The organism is Streptomyces sp. D2-8, from assembly GCF_023184515.1.
Lineage (GTDB): Bacteria > Actinomycetota > Actinomycetes > Streptomycetales > Streptomycetaceae > Streptomyces.
In genome coordinates this window covers 90,127-108,292 of the sequence record NZ_JAAHBP010000012.1, presented here as the reverse complement: position 1 = coordinate 108,292, position 18,166 = coordinate 90,127, and the positions used below count along the sequence as shown (strand labels likewise).

At 69.8% G+C, this 18,166-nt stretch carries 14 protein-coding genes and 1 pseudogene; 5 read left to right on the top strand and 10 right to left on the bottom strand.

From position 1 onward, the window contains the following. Positions 1–2: 2 nt before the first annotated feature. On the bottom strand, positions 3–1,265 hold the full coding sequence (locus G3I77_RS21790; protein WP_248506263.1) for a tetratricopeptide repeat protein: 1,263 nt from the start codon (positions 1,263–1,265) through the stop codon (positions 3–5). Next, on the bottom strand, positions 1,262–2,749 hold the full coding sequence (locus G3I77_RS21785) for a DUF4331 domain-containing protein (protein WP_248506262.1): 1,488 nt from the start codon (positions 2,747–2,749) through the stop codon (positions 1,262–1,264). Before G3I77_RS21785 ends, G3I77_RS21790 begins: the two co-directional genes overlap by 4 nt. Positions 2,750–3,044: 295 nt before the next feature. Here G3I77_RS21785 and G3I77_RS21780 point away from each other — a divergent pair, with 295 nt between their 5' ends. Further along, positions 3,045–3,740, top strand: a complete 696-nt coding sequence (locus G3I77_RS21780; protein ID WP_248506261.1) for a hypothetical protein — start codon at positions 3,045–3,047, stop codon at positions 3,738–3,740. 1,274 nt (positions 3,741–5,014) lie between these two features. Here the strand turns inward: G3I77_RS21780 and G3I77_RS21775 are convergent. The 7 genes from G3I77_RS21775 to G3I77_RS21745 all read right to left on the bottom strand — a co-directional run bounded on the left by G3I77_RS21775 (position 5,015) and on the right by G3I77_RS21745 (position 13,459). Next, a complete protein-coding gene (locus G3I77_RS21775) occupies positions 5,015–5,440 on the bottom strand; it encodes a hypothetical protein (protein ID WP_248506260.1) in 426 nt (141 codons plus the stop codon). Positions 5,441–5,485: 45 nt separating this feature from the next. Next, positions 5,486–6,178 (bottom strand): hypothetical protein, encoded by a 693-nt coding sequence (locus G3I77_RS21770; RefSeq protein ID WP_248506259.1) that lies wholly within the window; start codon positions 6,176–6,178, stop codon positions 5,486–5,488. Positions 6,179–6,312: 134 nt separating this feature from the next. Further along, positions 6,313–6,627, bottom strand: a complete 315-nt coding sequence (locus G3I77_RS21765) for a hypothetical protein (RefSeq protein ID WP_248506258.1) — start codon at positions 6,625–6,627, stop codon at positions 6,313–6,315. A gap of 228 nt (positions 6,628–6,855) precedes the next feature. Then, on the bottom strand, positions 6,856–7,614 hold the full coding sequence (locus G3I77_RS21760; protein WP_248506256.1) for a hypothetical protein: 759 nt from the start codon (positions 7,612–7,614) through the stop codon (positions 6,856–6,858). A gap of 7 nt (positions 7,615–7,621) precedes the next feature. Beyond that, a complete protein-coding gene (locus G3I77_RS21755; protein WP_248506254.1) occupies positions 7,622–12,388 on the bottom strand; it encodes a putative T7SS-secreted protein in 4,767 nt (1,588 codons plus the stop codon). A gap of 2 nt (positions 12,389–12,390) precedes the next feature. Further along, positions 12,391–13,047, bottom strand: coding sequence for a hypothetical protein (locus G3I77_RS21750; protein ID WP_248506251.1), 657 nt, complete (start codon positions 13,045–13,047; stop codon positions 12,391–12,393). After that, positions 13,037–13,459, bottom strand: coding sequence for a hypothetical protein (locus G3I77_RS21745; protein ID WP_248506249.1), 423 nt, complete (start codon positions 13,457–13,459; stop codon positions 13,037–13,039). The genes G3I77_RS21750 and G3I77_RS21745 overlap by 11 nt, the downstream gene beginning before the upstream one ends. Positions 13,460–14,104: 645 nt before the next feature. On the opposite strand from G3I77_RS21745, the gene G3I77_RS21735 reads away from it, so the two are divergent. From G3I77_RS21735 to G3I77_RS40900, 4 genes and pseudogenes are all read left to right on the top strand, one after another. Further along, positions 14,105–14,299, top strand: a complete 195-nt coding sequence (locus tag G3I77_RS21735) for a hypothetical protein (RefSeq protein ID WP_248506247.1) — start codon at positions 14,105–14,107, stop codon at positions 14,297–14,299. Next, a complete protein-coding gene (locus G3I77_RS21730; protein WP_248506245.1) occupies positions 14,299–14,985 on the top strand; it encodes a polymorphic toxin-type HINT domain-containing protein in 687 nt (228 codons plus the stop codon). Before G3I77_RS21735 ends, G3I77_RS21730 begins: the two co-directional genes overlap by 1 nt. Before the next feature lie 26 nt (positions 14,986–15,011). Then, positions 15,012–15,326, top strand: a complete 315-nt coding sequence (locus tag G3I77_RS21725) for a hypothetical protein (protein WP_221754559.1) — start codon at positions 15,012–15,014, stop codon at positions 15,324–15,326. Positions 15,327–15,388: 62 nt separating this feature from the next. After that, positions 15,389–16,600: pseudogene (locus G3I77_RS40900) on the top strand (FtsX-like permease family protein); the annotation flags it as partial. A gap of 570 nt (positions 16,601–17,170) precedes the next feature. Here the strand turns inward: G3I77_RS40900 and G3I77_RS21710 are convergent. Further along, complete coding sequence (locus G3I77_RS21710; RefSeq protein ID WP_248506243.1) at positions 17,171–17,758, bottom strand: sigma-70 family RNA polymerase sigma factor; 588 nt, start codon at positions 17,756–17,758, stop codon at positions 17,171–17,173. Positions 17,759–18,166 lie beyond the last annotated feature (408 nt).

Below are 18,166 nucleotides of genomic sequence, written 5' to 3'. Positions count from 1 at the left end.
GACTACCTGTCTCCGTCGGGTCGATACAGGGAGAGGTGTGGGTTCAAGGCGTCGGCCTCGCTCAGATGACGTGATCCTTCGGGCATCGCGAGTGCCTGCTCGATGGCGCCCCGGTGGTAGCGGAACAGCGCGTTCTTCCAGCCGGTTGCGGCTGCCCGGCGTGCGTAGGTGAGGGCCTCGGTGTCCTGCCCCGCGCGGTGCAGCGCCCACCCGAGTGCATCGGCGACGATGACGCTCCGAGCGTGCTTCCACTCCCTGCGCCCGAGTTCCACCGCGACCTTCGGGTCGCCGTGATCAGCCGCATAGAGGATGAGATGTGGGTCGACGGGACCGACGTCCGCGCGGACCATCCGTACCTGCGCCGACAAGGCGGCTCGCTCGCTCCCCTGGCGGGCGTCCCCGGTCGCACGTCGAAGCTCCAGCGTTTCCAGCAGGAACTGCGGCATCGGCGTCCGCTCGACGAGCCGCGTGTACAGGCCGAGTGCCCTGCCGGTCTGCCCCCGTGCGGCGGCCACCCGGGCGATTCCGGCCTGCCCGTACGGATGGTCCGGTACAGCGGCAAGGGCGCGCCGGTAGTGCCTTTCCGCCTGGTCCACCTTGCCCCGGGACCAGGCCAGGTCGCCCAAACGGGCTTCGGCGAAGCCCCGTTCGTCCTGGGTGACCGCGCTGTCCACGGCTCGCTGGAGCGCGATGGCGGCGTCCTCGGGCCTTCCGCTGGTCTCCAGGTCGTAGGCGGCTCTGCTGTAGGCGGCCGTGGCCGGAGCGATGTCGAGCATCCGCTGTACGGCTGCCCGCGCCTGTGGATAGTGCCCGAGCTGGATCTCGGCGTCCGCCAGCACGGCGTACCCGTCCGGCCGGTCTGGTGCCATCCGGGTGGCGCGCAGCCCGTACTCGCGCCCCTTCGCGAACTCGTGCCGGGCGTTGGCGAGCAACCCCCGCCCAGCCACGGCCCCGTAGTTGTCCGTGGCGTCGAGGGCTAGGGAGCGGCGTAGGGCCCTCTCGGCGGCGTCGAGCCGGCCCGCGTCGAGGGAGGTGCGGGCCTGTTCGATTTCGGCGCGGGCCAGGCCGGCCCAGGCGGCCGGGTCGTCGGGGTATGCCTCTGTCGCCTTGCGGGCTGCTACGACAGGGCTGATGCCGGCGCTGTGGGCGCCCGCGGGCGCGGCGGTGGCCTGGGGCCGGGAGGTGTCAGGACCGAGATACAGAAGTCCCGCCACGCACCCGGCCGCGGCCGCCGCCGCGCCCACGGCGGTGATCAGACGCCTCACGGGCCCGCGTGCGGGAGGTTGAGGTACGGGAAGACGGTCTGGGCGTCGGCCGGCTCCAGACCGACGACCGGCTGCGGGAGGAGCCCCGCGGCGGACGGCCCGGCGGGCTCGCCCTCCAGCATCCGGATCAGCGGCCCGTCGATGTTGTCGTTGAGTCGCCGCCCGTTCGGGAAGCCCTGGAGGTCCCCGTCGAGGACACCGTGCGCTTTCGGGCTGGTGGTGACGGGGGTGCTGAGGTTCAGGCGCAGTTGCTCGGCGAGCACGATGCGCCTCGGGTCGGCGTCGGCGTTCATCGTGTGGGTGTTGAGGTCGAAGCCGAACGCGGCTCCGTTGTCCTTACCGATGCCCTTCATGAACAGGGCCTGGATGTCGTGGCGCGGGGTCGCCGGTGCTTTGCGGCCCTGTGCCCTCTCGATCCGGTGCGGCGGTACGGGGTCGAGGGTGGCGGCCAGGAAGTCGCTCTCCCGGTGGTCGTCCTTCGGTGCGCGGGCCTGAAGCCGGTCCTCGGGCCCGCCGGGCCTGGCCAGCCCGATGGTGGAGCCGAACAGCGCGAACGCGACGTGCGGCATGCCGTGCCGGGAGACCTGCCGGAAGGTGGGGGCCTGCGCCGAGAGACTGCGCTCCAGGTTCGCGCCTTGCCGGGAGACTGACGCCCACACGCCGACGACCGGGTTGCGCTTCGGGTCGCCGTTCAGGGCGATCTCGCTCTTGGGCACTTGCAGGACCAGGCTGTTCACGTTCAGCGCCGACAGTGGCTGGGCATCGGGCAGCCATCCCGGTACCGGGCCGCGGGTGCCGACCGTGTACAGGCCGAAGACCTGGGTATCGGCTTTGAACGACTCCGCCGCCTGCGTGGCCACGGTCCGGCCGCCGCCAGGGAGTTGGCGGATCGCCTGTGTCCGCAACTTGCCGTAGTCGGGCATCAGAGCCCGGCCGGTGTGGGTGGGGGAGGCAATCGCGTCCTTCAGCAGCGTCTGGCTGACGCCGCCCGCCTTGACCTTCTCCAGGGTGTACTTCTGGCGTACCCCGAGCGACCGGTCGTCGAGCGAGTTCACCGGCAGGGGCCCGACCTTCGGCCCTGTCCCGAACGGCCTGCGGTCCTCGTCCCGGAAGGTCCAGCGGTAGGTGGTGTCGGGCGCCCCGTCACCATCGGCGTCCGCGTGGATCTCGTACCGGGCACCGGTCGCGAACGGGAAGTCCACCAGCGCGTTGGCCGCGGTACCGGGCACTTGGAAGGGGCGGACGTTCGCGATGAGCGTGACCATGTCCGCGTTGTCCGGGCTGGTGAAGGCATACACGTCGGTCAGGTCCGCCGGGGAGTCGAGAACGGTCGACGGGGCGTCGATGTGCCCGCCCGCCTCGCTGGTGCCCGTGAACTGCCCGGACAGGGCAGCGGCGGTGAATGCGGCAGTGGTGGCGGCCAGGACAGCGAGCCGCCGACGGGACAGTGGGTTGATTCCAGATGTTTGGGGGGTTCCCGGCACGCGTGTCTCCAGGGCTGTGGGTGGGGGGCGCTCCAGCCAACAGCGCATGTGATCTTGGCGCGACCGTTACTCATCGCAGACCACTCGTCGCGGGACTCTTTTCGCCCGGACGGGCTAACAAGCCCGCCCTCACGGTCGCAAAGCCATGCATCCATGGGCATACTCGCCGCTGCGTCGATCTTCCTCCGCGTCGTTGCCTCGACGTCGAACTGGGCCTCTTCACCCCACTGTTGGGCCTATCCAGGAAGGACTCCGACGCCTTCACCCCCCTCACAGACTGGAAACGCTTATGCGCATGCACGCACTCCGCCGTCTCACCGTCCTCGCCGCCGTGGCCGCGCTCTCCGTACCGCTCGGCCTGGCCTCGCCCGGAGCGGCCGCCCAGCAGTCGACCAGCGCCACCAGGACGGCAGCCGCCGCCGAGCCGCTGCCGGGCGCCTACATCTCCCCCTGGGGCGATGCGCAGGTGGAGATCGGTGACGAGACTCTCGCCTGGATGGAGCGCGAGGGCATCACCATGGAGGCCATCAGCCCGTTCGTCATGGACGCCGACGGCCGGGGCTTCAGCATGCCGATCGGTTCGACGGCCGGTGACGGCCTCGACTCCAAGGGCCGTATCTTCTACCCCGGCGGCCTCAAGATCCAGCACCAAGGATCCGGCAAGACGATCACCCTCAAGTCCACGTTCATCCGCGTCATGCCGACGCCCGCCTACTCCGCAGGCGTGTCGATCGACGGCAAGGCGCTCCTTGAGGAAGTAGTGATCGCCGAGTCCACCTATGGCGAGGTCATGGCCGGCGCCCGCCCGAGCGCCACGGGCTTCCGCATCAAGAAGGCCCCGTTCTACGTCACCCAGCAAGCCGCAAACCTCTTCGCGGCCGCCACCGGAGCCACAGCCCCGCGCGCCGGCAGCCTCTTCGGCACGCTCACGCCCAACTTCGACTACGTCCCGGGCACGGCGAAGCCGCCGACGGTCCCGACCCTCCCGTAGCTTCCGCGCACTACCGGAAGGCCAGGCCGACGCCCGGCACGCGCCACGGCTCCTGGCTGTTCCGGCCGTCACCCTTCTGCCTCAACGATCGCTCGGCAGGAGGGGCCGGCGCGGAGGCCGCCGGCAGGGCGTCAGGGACGGAGGCGGACACCCGGCGGGCGCCGCTCCGGCGGGCGCCGCTCGCCGCCGGAAACGGTGCCTCCGCCGCGGCCGCCGAGCCCGGGCTACTGGCGATGCAGTCGGCTGGCAACGGCCTGTTCGGTGCCGCCGAGGTGAACGTCGTGGCCCCGAACACCTACGTCCTGCGGGCTTGTTCAGTCCGTCGCGACCCACCGGCGCCCGCGGTCCGCGCGGGCGCCGGTGGGTGCCCCTGCCGAACTGAAGCAGGTGACGTCGCGGAATGTGCCCCGCCGCCGCGCGCGGTGCGAGAGGGCGCAGGGGCGGGTGCCGCGCCATGACAGCACGTTGCCGATGCCCGGCTGTCTCGTGCGTCCGGATACGTCGGGCGACAGTCGGCCAGTCCGTGGAACGGCTTGGTCGAACGGGAGCCGTGACGCTCATATGACGCCCCGAGCGCCCGACGTCCCCTGCCAGACTCGAGAAATCACGTCTGACCTGCACTTTTTCGTTTCCCAGCTGCGGTGACATGTTTCCGATGACGTCGCATGTGGAGTGTGTGGCGATTCTGGAACCGATCGCGAAGGGTGCCTGACCTGCGCTTTTGCGGCGCGTTGTGGTCGCTCGACCTGTTTCCCTCCGTGTAGCGGGTCGAGCGGGCGGGACGCCCTGTGAAGGCTGCGACCTGCGACTTCGTGGGGGAGGCGTACGCATCGGCGACACCCTCGCGACTTGGTTGGAAGCTTCTTGACGCTCGGATGACGCTCGTCTCGGGGCTCTGGGCCGGTCGCATGGCTGGGGAATTCCAGCCATCGGGAATTCCTGCCTCCCTGGTCGGTCACAATCCGGCCCAAGCGAGTGCCGGGCCCAAGCGCGGCTTGGCCGAGGACGTTCTCGACCAAGCCTTTGCGGTCGTCTCCTCGCGGTGTACATCTGCCGGGGCGTCACGATGCTCCCAGCTCCCACGGCCCTGTTCTCCGTGCACGTGCTCTCTACGAGGATCTCCTCCAGGCAATACGACCGCGAGCTGCGTAAACGCCCCGGCACGTACTACACCCCGCCTCGTCTGGTGAAGGAGATGGTTCGCTTCACCGACGCCGTCCTGCGCACCCACCTGGGCTGTGTGGAGGGCTTCGCGGACGAGCAGGTGACGATCGTCAAGCCCGCCATGGGCCCCGGCACATTATCGACAGGGTCGCCGAAGAAGGCTCCCGCCGCGGGGAGGGTTCCGCGGCGAAGCACTGGAACAGCTGGCCGGCCGGCTGATCGCCTTCGAGCCTGCTCGATGCCTTCCACCGGATGCGCTCGGAAGCCGTGTTCGCGCACGTGGCCGGGGTCGCGCCGACGCCGGCCACGTCCGGACGTAGCACCGCCGCCGCCTCAACCGCGGCGGCGACCGGGCCGCCAACAATGCCCTGCAATCCATCGTGCTCACCCGCATTCGCTTCGACGAACGCGCCCGCACCTAGGTCGAACGCCGCGCCAAGCAAGGGATGAACAAGAAGGACATCATGCGCTGCCTCAAACGATTCGTGGCTCGAAAGGTCTACCGGGCCCTGACCCAGCGCGCTGACCGAACGCATCACTCAAACCGACCGGGAAATGGGGCTCGTGAAGCTTATCGGACCTCAGAATTCGTGCACTACGACCCAGTATTCGGATTCTTCGACCGAGGCGGCACACAGGTGGCGGCCGTCAACTGAAACGGCCATGAACTCGGGGGAACCCGTCGCCGCGCAGATTCGGGAGGGGAGGTTCTTGCCGACCGGGTCTTTTACACGCACCCAGCCGACCTGGCTCCCGCCAGGTACGGGTGGGAGGATGAGGAACTCTCCGTTCTCCCCGTAGAGCGAAGCTTGCGCAGCATGGCGATGCCACGCCTCGTCCAGTCCGTCGGCGGCGTGGGGGGTGGCGGCGAGGATTGCGGTGACCGGCTCCCCCTCGAATCCGCTGACCGCATAGATGGCGGCGTTCACAAGTGGGCTGTCAGATGCCGCCTTCCCCGTCACCTCAAGCCCGCAGCGCCCAAGGGTGTCCAGCCACTCCGGTGCCTGCCGGTCGTTCATGAACCCTGACCTTTCGTCGGACCCCACGGCATTCAGCCGCCTTCGTAGAACCGGTGATGATCGGACCCCGGGCTTGGGGCCGATTGCCGTCACACCGGAGCCGCCGCCCCTGATCCTCGACGGCCCGAACGCCGTGATGGCCTGGCCGACTTGGGAGACGACCCCTTCGGGGGTGGCGAAGCCGGTGGTCAGGTAGCGCGCGGGGTAGGTGAGGCTCCAGCCGACGACGGTGCCGTGCTGGACGAGGAGCGCCACGTCGGAGGCGATGCCGATGTGGGCCTCCTGCGGCTCGTCCAGGACGTCGAGGTCGCGTAGGCAGGTGAGCGCGGTGTCTCCGGGGGGCGCGGCAGAGCTCCGTGGTTACCTCCAGGCGGAAGTCCCGGGCTTCGTCAGCGCGAAGGCCGCCCGGGCGGACGGGGGGTGGCGGGAAGGCGGGCGGAGTCCTCGGCATCGGCGGCCTCATAGGGCAACCGGAACCCGGCGCCGACCAGTGCCCGGTCGGCCTGGTCGAACCGGAGCTCGTCGGGAGCGTCCCACAGCCACTCCCGGCTGCCGAAGGTCTCCACGAGGAACCGCTGCCATTCCGTCACGTCCGCGTACTCCGCGATGCGTACACACTGGCCCGGGAAGTCGAAGTGCGGGGTGCTGCGCAGTGGATCGTCCGTCACCGTAGCGGTCCAGTTGTCGTCGAGGGTGAGTCTCATGGTGACTGCCGCCTTATCGAATCTGCACAGCGGGAGCCGTGCAGCCGGTCTAAGCCGGAATGGGGAGCGGTGGGGAGGCTGCCAGCGCCGTGGCGCCAGAGTTACTCCTCATGCCCGACGGGTCGTACGCCGTCAGGACCTTGCCGCAGTGCCATGGTCGGCGCCCGCCCGTCGATCCGCACAGACCGCCGCACCCATCCCCCCCGGTTCCTTGGTCTTCGTCCTCGTTCACCAGTTCCCGTAGTCCTCCACGTAGGTGGCGATCAGCTCGAGCAGGGCGTCGGCCCGGTGCCGGTCCTGGCGTTGTTCGCGCAGGGCCTTGTCGGCGGCCTGGAGGCGGGCCAGGGCGGCCGGTTCACCGTCGACCAGGTCGTCGACCACTGGCGTGGTGACCAGGTCCAGGCATTCGGTGAGCAGGCGGCGGGTGGCCGGGACGGGGGGAGCCGGGTCGGGGGCGGCGAAGCTGGTGGTCAGGTAGCGCGCGGGGTCGGTGAGGCTCCAGCCGACGACGGTGCCGTGCTGGACGAGGAGCGCCACGTCGGGGGCAATGCCGATGCCGGCTTCCAGCGGTTCGTCGAGGACGTCGAGGTCGCGCAGGCAGGTCAGCACGGCATCGCCGGGAGCGCGGCACAGCACCGTGCACATCTCGTGCCGGAAGTCCTTGACCTCGTCCGCGCGGAGCCCGCCCGGGCGTACGGCGGGCATGACGGGAAGGCGGGTGGAGGTCTCGGCGGCGGCGTACACGTACGGCAGCTGGAGTTCGGCCCCGACCAGCTTCCGGCTGTCCGGGGCGAACCGGAAGACGTCCGGCGTGTCCCACAGCCAGTGCTGGCTGCCGAAGGTGTCCGCGAGCAACCGCTCACGCTCGCTCACGTCCGCGTACCGCGCGAGATCCACGGAGTCGCCGGTGAAACGGGGAGTGATGTGCAGCGGATCGTCCGTCACTGTTGCGCGCCAGTCGCCGTCAAACGACAGTTTCGTGGTCATTCCTGCCTCATCTGATCTGCACTCCTGGGGCCAGGTTGCCGAACTTGCCGGGAATCCTGCCCTCCACGACGTCCTCGTGGGTGACCGGCTTGCCGGGGTCCGACGGACTGCCGCCGAGCGCCTTCGCGCCGGAGTCACCCTTGATACCCGACTCTCCGTACGCCGTGATGGCCTGGCCCTGCTTGGCGCCGGGCCCGTAGACCACGGCGATGTCATTGTCCTTGCGGAAGAGGAAGTTCCCTGACTGGCCCTGTGACTGGTACACGGCATCGGGATTCTTCAGGATCTCCAGGACCCGTTCGTCGGTGAAGCCGTGCGTCGTGTCCCCGTGGTAGTCGGCGTGCTTCTTGAGCTCGCCGTTCTGTGCCCTCGCGAGGACCTCGTCCACAATCTTGTCGATCCGCTTCTGGGCCTTCTCCTCCTTCGTGTACTTGGGCATGAGGCCCAGCGGGTCGCACCCGCTGTGCGGGTTGTCCACGTATGTGACGGGGTTCGGGGCGGGAGCGAGGCCGAGGGGGTCGGGGGAGGTGTAGCGGCCGGTTTCGGGGTCGTAGTGGCGGAAGTAGTTGTAGTGGAGGCCGGTTTCGGGGTCGTAGTACTGGCCGGGGAAGCGGAGGGGGGTGTAGGTGTTGCTGTCCCGGGACCAGGCCGTGGTGCCCCAGAGCGTGCTCCGGGTACGCCACGCAATGTCGCCCGTCTCGTCGATCAGTTCGGTCGGCGTGCCGATGAGGTCGGTGGCGATGGCGAAGAACCGGCGGTCGATCTCCTCCTGGCGGTCGTCGGCCGTGAGGATGCGCTCGGTCTGGGCCAGGGGGACGACGTCCCGGTGGTCCCAGGTGAGGGCGACCGTGTTCGGGACGTCCGGCTGGTGGCTGGTCTGTTCGCACAGGGTGAGGCCGTCCCAGGTGAAGCGGACCTCCTCCGCCACGCTGTCGCCGTCGGCCGCCAGGCGCTGTTTCGCGGTGCGGCGGCCGAGCGGGTCGTAGCGGTACCTCCACCGCGTTCCGTCGGGGGTGGTCACGGAGGTGAGGCGATTCTCCGTGTCCCACTCGTAGTGCCAGGTGTCCGGCTTGCGGGAGAGGCGGGTCTTCTGCCGCAGGGTGACCCGGCCGAGGGCGTCGTACTCGAAGCGGACGTCTCCGGCGCGGGTGAGGGTGGTGCCGGTGTAGGCGCGCGGTCCGGTGGCCTCGCTGCCGGGGTGGCGGGACGGCCAGGATGCCGAGGTCTGGTTGCCGGCGTCGTCGTAGGCGTACCGCTCCGTCCAGCCCTGGGCGTGGACGGCGGTGACCCGGCCCGCCCGGTCGAGGTCGAAGGTGCGGGTGCCCGACAGCCGGTCCGCTACGGAGGTCAGATAACCGTCGGCACGGTAGGAGTAGGCGCGGCTGTTGACGTTGTGCCCGCCGGCGGTGATGTGCTGCGCGGAGAGCCGTCCGGCCTCGTCCCAGGCGGAGGACACGGTGATCGTGTCGCCGAAGACGCGGACGAGTTCCCGGCCGGCGGCGTCGTGTGTGAAGTCGATTCGGTGACCGCCGCTGGTCACGCGGTGGGGTTGTCCGTCGGCGCCGTAAGAGTAGGAGGTGACGTGACCGGTGGGCGTGGTGCGGCGCGTACGGCGGCCCAGGGCGTCGTACGCGTATGAGAGAGGACGGCCGTCGACCAGTTCCGTCTTGGTGAGTCCGCGTCGGTCGTACTGGTAGCGGAGTTCGCTGTCCGGTCCGGCTGCCTCCAGCAGGCGTCCTGCCCTGTCGTAGGCGTAGGCCGTCACCTGGCCGTCGACGTCCTTGCGGACCACCTGGCCGAGCTGGTCGCGCTCGAACGAGATGGTCCTGCCGAGAGCGTCGGTGCGGGCGGCGAGCCGGCCCGCGGCGTCCACCCGGTAGGTGAGGGTGCGGCCGTCGAAGTCGGTCTCCGAGACGATGTCGCCGGCGGCGTCGTAGTCGTAGGTCCAGGTCAGCCCCTGCGGGTTGATGACGCGGGTGAGGCGCAGCTCGGCGTCGTGCTCGAACTCGTAGCGGGCGCCGTCGGGCCGGGTGTGGGCGACCGGAAGGTCGAAGTGGGTGTACTCGAAGCGGGAGACGCCACCGGACGCGTCGGTGTGGGTGAGCAGGTTGCCCTCGCCGTCGTAGGTCCACGACTCGGTGGCGCCGTCGGGGCCGGTGCGCCGGGAGAGCTGCCCGTCGGCGTGCCACTCCAGGTGGGTGACACCGCCCACCGGATCGGTGATGCGGACCGGCCTTCCGAGGCCGTCCCGCTCCGTGCGGGTGACGGCGCCGCCGGGATCGGTCACCTCCACGGGCAGCCCTGCGGCGTCGCACGCCACGCGTGTCGTGGCTCCCAGGGCGTCGGTGACCGAGGTGAGCCGGCCGGCGTGGTCATAGGTGTAGCGGGTGGTGGAGCCGGCCGGGTCGGTGACCGCCGTGCGGTTTCCCCGCTCGTCGAACTCATGCACCATACGGGCGCCGTCCGGCCCGACGACCTCCACCGGCAGGCCGAACCGGCCGCGCACGGTGCGCAGTTCGCTTCCGTCGGGGCGGGTGGCGGAGACGACCCGGCTGTCCTCGTCGTAGGAGAACGCCGTGGTGAGGCCCAGAGGGTCGGTGCGGGTCCGGAGGTTGCCGAGTGCGTCGTAGGTGAACCGGGTGGTTTGGCCGAGCGGGTCGGTGACGGCCAGGAGGCGGCAGCCGGGGCCGAACACGTGGCGGGTCGCGTGCCCGGCGGCGGTGGTGAGCGTTGTGGTGCGGTGGCCTGTCTGGGGGTCCGGTTCGGTGTAGGTGAGGGTGATCTGGACGTGGCCGGCCTCGCCGCCCTCGGCCACGACGCGGTCGCGGTCGTCGTAGATGTAGTCGTAGCGGCTGTTGTTGGAGTCGATCCAGGCGATGACGCGGCGGCGGTCGTCGTAGACGAAGGTGGTGGTGGCACCGGACGGTTTGGTGACCGTGGTGAGGTTGCCGTCCTGGTAGCCGTAGTTCATCAGGGGCAGGTCCGCGCCGCCCTCACCGGCGCCGGCCAGGGAAAGTGCGGTGATCCGGCCGTCGGCGGTGGCCAGCTTCACCTGGTGACCGGCCGAGTGGACGAGGGCCAGGGGCAGGCCGTCGTCGGTGCGGTCGAGGGTGATCGTGTGGGCGTTGCGGTCGGTGACAGATGACAGCCAGGCGGTTCCGTCGTCGCCGGGTTCGCTGCCGGGCGGGGCGGTGAAGTGGAAGGTCAGGCCGCTGTCGGGGTCGGTGACGGTGTAGTCGCCGTTGGCGTCGCGGGCCAGCAGGGTGCGGGCTCTGCCCGATGACGGGGTGGTGGGCGCGCCGGGGACCGGGTGCGGGTACGGGATCAGGAGCCCGTCGGCAGTGACGTGGACGACTCCGATGGCGTCGATGCGCAGATGTTCGTCGACGGTGGACGTCCAGGAGGGGCCGAGGAAGCGGCCGGCCGTGCAGCCGGACTCGGTGCGGCGGGTGAAGACCAGGGGCAGGATGCCGGGTATCTCGAGGTCGGTCTGGGGCAGGAACATCCGGCCCGAAGCGAGGTCGACGGGGTCGGTGCCGTCGGTGGTGCGCTCGCCGTCGGGGCGGTTGTGGGTGCCGTCGGGGGCGTCGTCGACCAGCTTGCGCACCCGTGCGGCGTCGGCGGCCTCCCCGGCGATGCGGATGCCCTTCACCGCGGCGCCACCGCCACCCGTGGCGGCGGTCAGCGCGAGGTCGGGAATCAGCCTGCCGAAGCCCTCGGCCGGGTCCTTCATGAAGTCGCTGACCATCTGCTTGCCGGTGCCGACCGGGTCGTTGGCGGCGACGATCAGTCCGGCGGCGAGGCTGTTGAGGGAGGTGGCGTACTCGGCCGGGTGCGTGATGTTGTACGGGTCGACGGGGTTGACGCTGCGGACGAAGTTGAGGATGCCCGCCGTGCCCTTGATGATGCCGCCGCCGACATGGTCGCCCATGATCTGGAACTCCTGGAACCCACCGGCCAGTTGCTCGGCGTAGGAGGGCTTCTGCGGGGCCATGTCGCGGGCGGCGCGCACCGCCGTGCGCGCGGTCTCCGCCGCCGAGTTCCGCTGCTTGCGCGCCTCGGCGAGGATGTCCTGGGCCTCCTGCATCAGTTTCTTGCCGGGGTCCTCGAACGTCGCCGCGGGCCTGGGCGGGAGCGAGCCCGGATCGCGCTTGTCGGCGGGCAGGGCGTTGTAGCGATCGACCGCGCTGTTGAAGTCGTCGACCTTCTTGCGGTGGGCCTCTGCGGCGTCCTCGGAGGCTTTGACACCCTCCTTCCACTTGTCGATCGCCGTCTGCGCCTGTGCCTGCGCCCAGGTGATCGTGCCGGCGAACGCGTCGAGCGCGCCGAGCGCCTTCGCACAGGCGTCGGCGGCGGCGTACCACTTGGGCGGCTGGGTGCTCACCGCGGTGCGCAGCGCGTCGGCCGTCTCGCCCTTGAGCCGGGAGGAGTCCAGGCCCTTGAGACCGTCACCGGCGTCGTCGAAGGCGGTCTGGAAGGCCCGGAGTTTGTCGGCGGTGGCGTTGATCTTGCTTGCGCTGCCGTAGATCAGCCTGGTCTTGTCCTCGGTCTGCCCGAGGTCCATCTCGTCGACCTCGGCGCCCATGCGGTTGGCGACCGAACGGGACTGCTCGCGCACCCAGTCAGCACCGGACTCCCAGCCGACGTCCTGCAGCCGGTCGGCGGTCCAGTTCCCGGCGTCCTCGACCCGGTTGCCGGCCCACTCGACACCGTCCTCGACCGCGTTCTCGACCGAGTCGGGCGTGATGTCGCTGAGGAAGTCGCCTATACCCACCGTCAGTTCCCCCCGGACTCACCCTGCTGCTGCGCCTGCCGGGCGCGTTCCTCCGGCGACGGGCCGAAGGTGTTGTCCAGCGCCTGGTTCCACTGGTCCTCGGAGAGCCCCGACGCGTCGATGATCGCCTGCGACCGCCGGCCGCCATCGCCCTCGGTGAGAACCGAGCGGCCGGTGTCCTTCCACGTCTGCTCGATGTCCTCACCCGCCTCGTCGAACGACTCCGCGCTCCAGTCAGGGTTCAGGGCGTCCGGCGTGAACACCTCGCCCCAGTCCTGCCGGGCGATCTCCTCCTCGGTGGCATGCGGGTTGCCGCCCATCACGGAATTGACGCCCACCTTCAGCGTGCCCTCGACGTACTGGTCGTGCTCCCACTGGGTGCCCGCCGCCAAGCCGAGGCGGTTCGCGAGAGCGCTGGCGTCGCCCACCAGGGCCCTCACACCCCACTCCCAGCGCTCGCAGAAGTCCTCGAAGTCGACCGAGAGGCCGTGGTGCCCGGCCTCCATTCCGGTCATCGCCAGCTCCGAAAAGCCCTTGCCCAGCACCGAACCGGTGGCGCCGCCCAGATCACCGAGCCCGTCGATGGTCGCGCCCACGCCCTGCGTGAACTTCGCGACAGACGCCTTGTCGAACTGCAGATCGGCCCCGTCAACGCCCATGGCCGCGCCCCTCCTGTGCCTCGCCGGAGTCGACGGCGACGCCGTCCGCGACGACGCCCACGACCGGGGGGAAGAACATCGACCCGTCCTCGGTGGCGATGTCGACGGCCAGGCCGGCGGGCTCGTCCAAAGACGGCACGACCTCGTCGACGATGCGCGCGCCCAACAACGCCGCGTAGTCCATGGGTTGATCACCGGACCCGTGATGCAGGGCGAACCGGGCCAGTGCGGCCTCGTCGGTGAACCCGCAGATCCACCGCACCCCGCCCGACCACGCCGACCAGAGGCCCCCACCGGCCGTCGGCACCAGCAGAACCGAGCGCCGCATCTCACCGACCAGCGCCCGAGGGTCACCGATTCCCCTTCTCTGCTCGGCGATTCGCTCGGCGAGCGCTGTCCTGGTCTGCTGCACGGCCTCTCCCCGTCCTAGGTGACTGTTGGCACCGTAGATCAAGACGCATGCGAACATGTCGGTGGTTCTCCTGGAGGCTCATCGTGGCCCTGCATGTCGCCCTCAGTTCGAGACCGCTGTGGAACAGGACCAGCCCTCACGGTGCAGATTCGCGCCAGGAGCCGCATGTGCAGCTCCGGTATGTCCGTCACGCGGCGGCCCGGGTGCGGGAGGCGAGCTGGGGGGAGGCGTCTTCCCAGACGGTGCGCACGGTACGGCCGACGAGTGTGCGCAGCACCGGCCACAGCTCAAGGAGCAGATCCTGGGCAATGGCAGCTCCACGGCCCCCTGGGCCGGGCCGTGCAACTCGTCCAGCGACTCCGGCAGCCGGAGCCGGAACTTCTCCCGGTACAGCGCGAGGTCCTCGGCAACTGCGCCCGAGACGTCGTTCTGCGTGGGTGCGGCGGGTTGTGGGCTGGAGGGCATGACTCCACCTCCTCGGAGGCCGACACCCGGAATCCCTGCACGCGGTCCTGGGGATGGGCGGCGAGGGTCCTTCTCCAGCGCCGTGAGCTGAGCGTAGGTGCGGCGCAGGCCGATTCGCCCGGGCCGCTGTCGCCGTCCAGCCGCAGCCAGCTCGACCACTGCCCGGATCGGACGGCCCGGGTGCGCGCATCGACGGTTCCCGTGACGCTCGCCGGCGGGTCGGTCCAGGTGAACGCCGCGACGCCCGGCGGACACATGACGACGACCGAGTACGACCGCTTCGGCAACACCGTCCGCGAGCTGACGGCGGCCAACCGGGCCGTGGCGAGGGAGCCGTCCTCTGCAACAGCTTCCCGGCCGGCACTCCCGTACTGATGGCGGACGGCACGCACCTGCCCATCGAGCGGGTGCGCGTGGGCGATGAGGTGCTCGCCACCGACCCGGAGAGCGGGCGCACACAGTCCGAGCCCGTCACGGCCCTCATCACCGGTCACGGCGACAAGGAACTCGTCACGGCCGAGGTGCGCACGGACGACGGCACCTCCTCGGTCACCGCGACCGAGGGGCACCCCTTCTGGATCGAGGACCTCGGGGTGTGGGGCACCGCGGGCGACCTGCGGCCGGGCATGTGGCTGCGCACGAGCGCGGGGACGCAAGTACCGGTCAGCGCGGTGTCCGCGTGGACGGCGCAGGACCGGACGGTCCACAACCTCACCGTCGCGGACCTGCACACGTACTACGTGGTGGCGGGCACCACCCCGCTGCTCGTCCACAACGCCAACGGGTGCGGCGTGTGGAAGTCGGAGTTCGACGCCCTCCCGAAGGGCAAGCAGTCACACGTCCGTGAGATGTCCAGCGTCTCCGACATGCGCAAGGCGTTCGAGAAGTGGACCGCCGGCGCGGAGCGCCTGCCCGCACGCGGGCCCAAGATCCCCGAGGTATACAAGCTGGCGGACGGCACGGTCATCCAGTGGCGTACCTCGTCGAGGTCCGGCGGGGAGACGATCGACATCTTCCCCGTCGGGGGGAAGGGCATGAAGGTACACCTTCCCGATGAATAGGAATCCGGATGAATAGGGACGTCATCGTGTGTGAGCTCCTCGTGGAGGGGCTCGGCGACTGGGTACCCGTGGACAGGCTGATCGGGCTCGCACGCGAAGCGGCCGAGCGGTCGCGGAGCGACTTCAGGGCCGTCGCGATCGAGGTCCTCACCCATCTGGTGCGGGACGGCTTCATGATCGTCGGAGAGCTCGGCGGTGGCGGCTTCGAGGCGTGGCCCGGAAGCGCCGACGAGGTCCTGGAAAGAGCCGTGGCCGCGCTGGATGGTGTCCACTGGGCACCGGCCGGGGGCGGTTTCTGGCTCATGAACACCCCGAAGGGAGACCGTACGGCTGCCGCATGATCGCGGCGGCCCGGGAGCCCGGGTGAACCATGGTGCCCTTCGCCACGGCCGGTGGCGAAGGGCGCCGCGCGTTCCGTGATCAGGTTCCCGGCGTCGTGAAGTGCTACCAGCGTCGCACCGACTGCCTGGCAGACCAACTCGGCTCCGCAGTCGAGGAGTTAGAGGGCCGGGCGGGCGCCCGTCTCTCCCGCGCGATCTCCCGCTCGACCGAACTGCGCATGCTCATGCGAAGGGCGGCGCCGCCGCTGCGCGTCCCGCGCGTGCTCGGCATCGATGACATCGCCCCCAAGCGCCGGCACCGCTACGCCACCGCGATCATCGACGCCGAGCGGATCGACGTCCTGCCCGAGCGCACCGCCCAGACCCTGGCCGCGTGGCTACGTGAGCACCCCGGGGCCGCATACGTCTGCCGCGACGGCTCCGGCTCCTACGGCGAGGCGATCCGCCAGGCGCTCCCTGAAGCGGTGCAGGTCAGTGACCTGGCAGCTCACCGTAGGCAGCCAGGGCCCGCAACCAAATGGTCCTGCTCAAGCACGTCCCGAGATGCTCTGAATCCGTCGCCTGCAGTGAACCGTGCTGCAGCGGAGCTCGGCGAACTCACTCTGCAGCCGACACCGGGCACCCAACCGGTGCTGGTCAGGGTGGCCGCCGTCGTCGACGACGGACTCTCCACACCGCAAGTCTGGATTCCGCTGAAGCAGGTGCAATCCCGGGCCGGCACCGAGACTGAAGCGACCGTGCACGTCATCGCTCGCCTTGGTCCCCACTCGACCACGTCCGTCGGCTCCCAACTCAATTCCGCAGTCCACACATTCGGCCTCCAGGTCAACGGCAACGCGCAACGCGTGGACACAGTCGACGAACTGGCCGTCACCCTGGACACCATGCGCACGACGTTCCTCATGGTGGGAGCCGTAACCCTTCTCGTCGGCGTCATCGGCATCCTCAACATCGGACTCGCCACTCTTAACGAACGAGCGGAAGAGTTCGCTCTGCGGCGCTCGCTCGGAGCGACCCGAAGGGACGTCGCCGTGCTGGTGCTGGCCGAGTCAGTGATGATCGGGTTCCTGGGTGCCGCTGTTGCCTCCGGAGTCTGCTGGGCACTGTACGTAACCCTCATGCCTGTCGTCGCCGAGGGCGTGAGCGCCGGAGCGTTCCCGCTCCGGGCTTGCCTTGTCGGACTCGCAGTCGGTTCGGGGGCGGGGCTGTTGGGGGGAGCCGTCCCGGCATTTCGGGCGTCGCGCCTCCCCATTGCGGTAGTAATGCGTGCCTGATGTACGGCTCCGGGCGAAAGGTGTCGCGTCATCGCGACACCTTCGCGCTCAGCTACGCTGCCAGTTCAGCTAAGGCAGTCGTTCTGGAGACCGAGCGTGCGCCGGGCGATGTACAGCCGGTGGCAAGGAGCGACTGCCGAATCTCTATGGCGTCATCTCAGGTGAGGCAGTTGTCGCGGCGTCTTGCCCGAGCAAGAGCTGTGCGCTGTCGGTCATGACGCTCATGTGACGCTCCGGATGTCCGTAGGCTGGGTGATGAGCCGATAATCCGGCTCTGACCTGGGGCTTTGCGCGACGCGTTCAAAGCGACATCTTTCCGATGACCTCGCCCGTGGAGTGGGTGGCGATTCTGGAGCCGGTCGGACAGGGCGTCTGATCTGCGAGTCAGGTCGTTGGGGAGCGACTCCGCGTTTCGTGACCTCCGCTACGGTCTGGACAACGTGCTTGGCCCACCATTCGTCGTGCGGCGGATACGGGCCGGCGAGCCGAATCGCCCCGGCCGGTTCGGGAGGTGTGCGCTCCTGCCGACGTTCCGGCCGCCCCCACGGCACCGATCGCCACCTCCGCACGCTATGGCTGTGCGCCGAGTACGTCTTGTTTCTCCAGGGCCCGGCGCAGTGCCCGCACGGCGTAGAAGGCGCGGCTCTTGACGGTGCCGGGCGGGATGCCGAGGTGCTCGGCTGCCTGGGCCACACTGCATTCCAGGTAGTACATGAGGCCGATGATGGTCCGATGCTGCTCTTTCAGCTCCCGCAGCGCTTCCAGCACCGCGTGGGAGGTGATCGTGGATCTCATGCCGTCCCATGAGGTGTCCAGGTCCTCGACCGGCATCAGCTCGAGCGGCCTGATCTGCCGAGCCCGGTGGTGGTCGATGACGAGGTTCCTGGCCACGGTGAACAGCCACGGCCGGATGTGGTCGCCGCGGGTGCGCAAGAACCGGGCGTGTTTCCAGGCACGGGCCGCGGTCTCCTGAAAGATGTCCTCCGCCTTGTGCCAGTCGCCGTCCAGCAGTCGCGTGGCGTACCGGACGAGCAGAAGTCCGTAGTGGTCGTAGACGTCTCGGATGAAGGCATCGCAGTCGGCGTCCGAAGTGGCGTTCTGCGCATGCGCCCGAGCCGGAGCGAGGGCGGTGGTCCCCGCTTTCGTGATCCCGTTCATGGGTGGCGCCCATCCTGTTCGAGTGTTCTGTGGCGTGCACTCCCGCATGCGCGGGCGAGTGGCTCAACACTCGTAGGGAGCCCTTGGCCAAACCTTGCCGTCTCCTTGTCGTGCCCCTTGGTGTCTCTCGCTGACCGTGCCGGCCAGGCCCCGGCATCCGCTGAGGACGCCGCTGTTGGCCGAGCCGCACACGGGAGGGCAGCCGCCGCGGTTCGGGCCGAGGGGAGGGCGGAGCGGGTGCCCGCCGGTGTCGGACATCAGTCGCGACGCTCTGGTGCAAGGAGGCGCCGGCGATCTCGCGGCCACTTCGGGCCGACCACCGGCGCGAGACCCTTCAGGCGCGGCTCGCCCGTGACGGCGCCGAGGACGGCATCGACCGCAGTGTGAACCGGAGAGCCGCCCGCCACG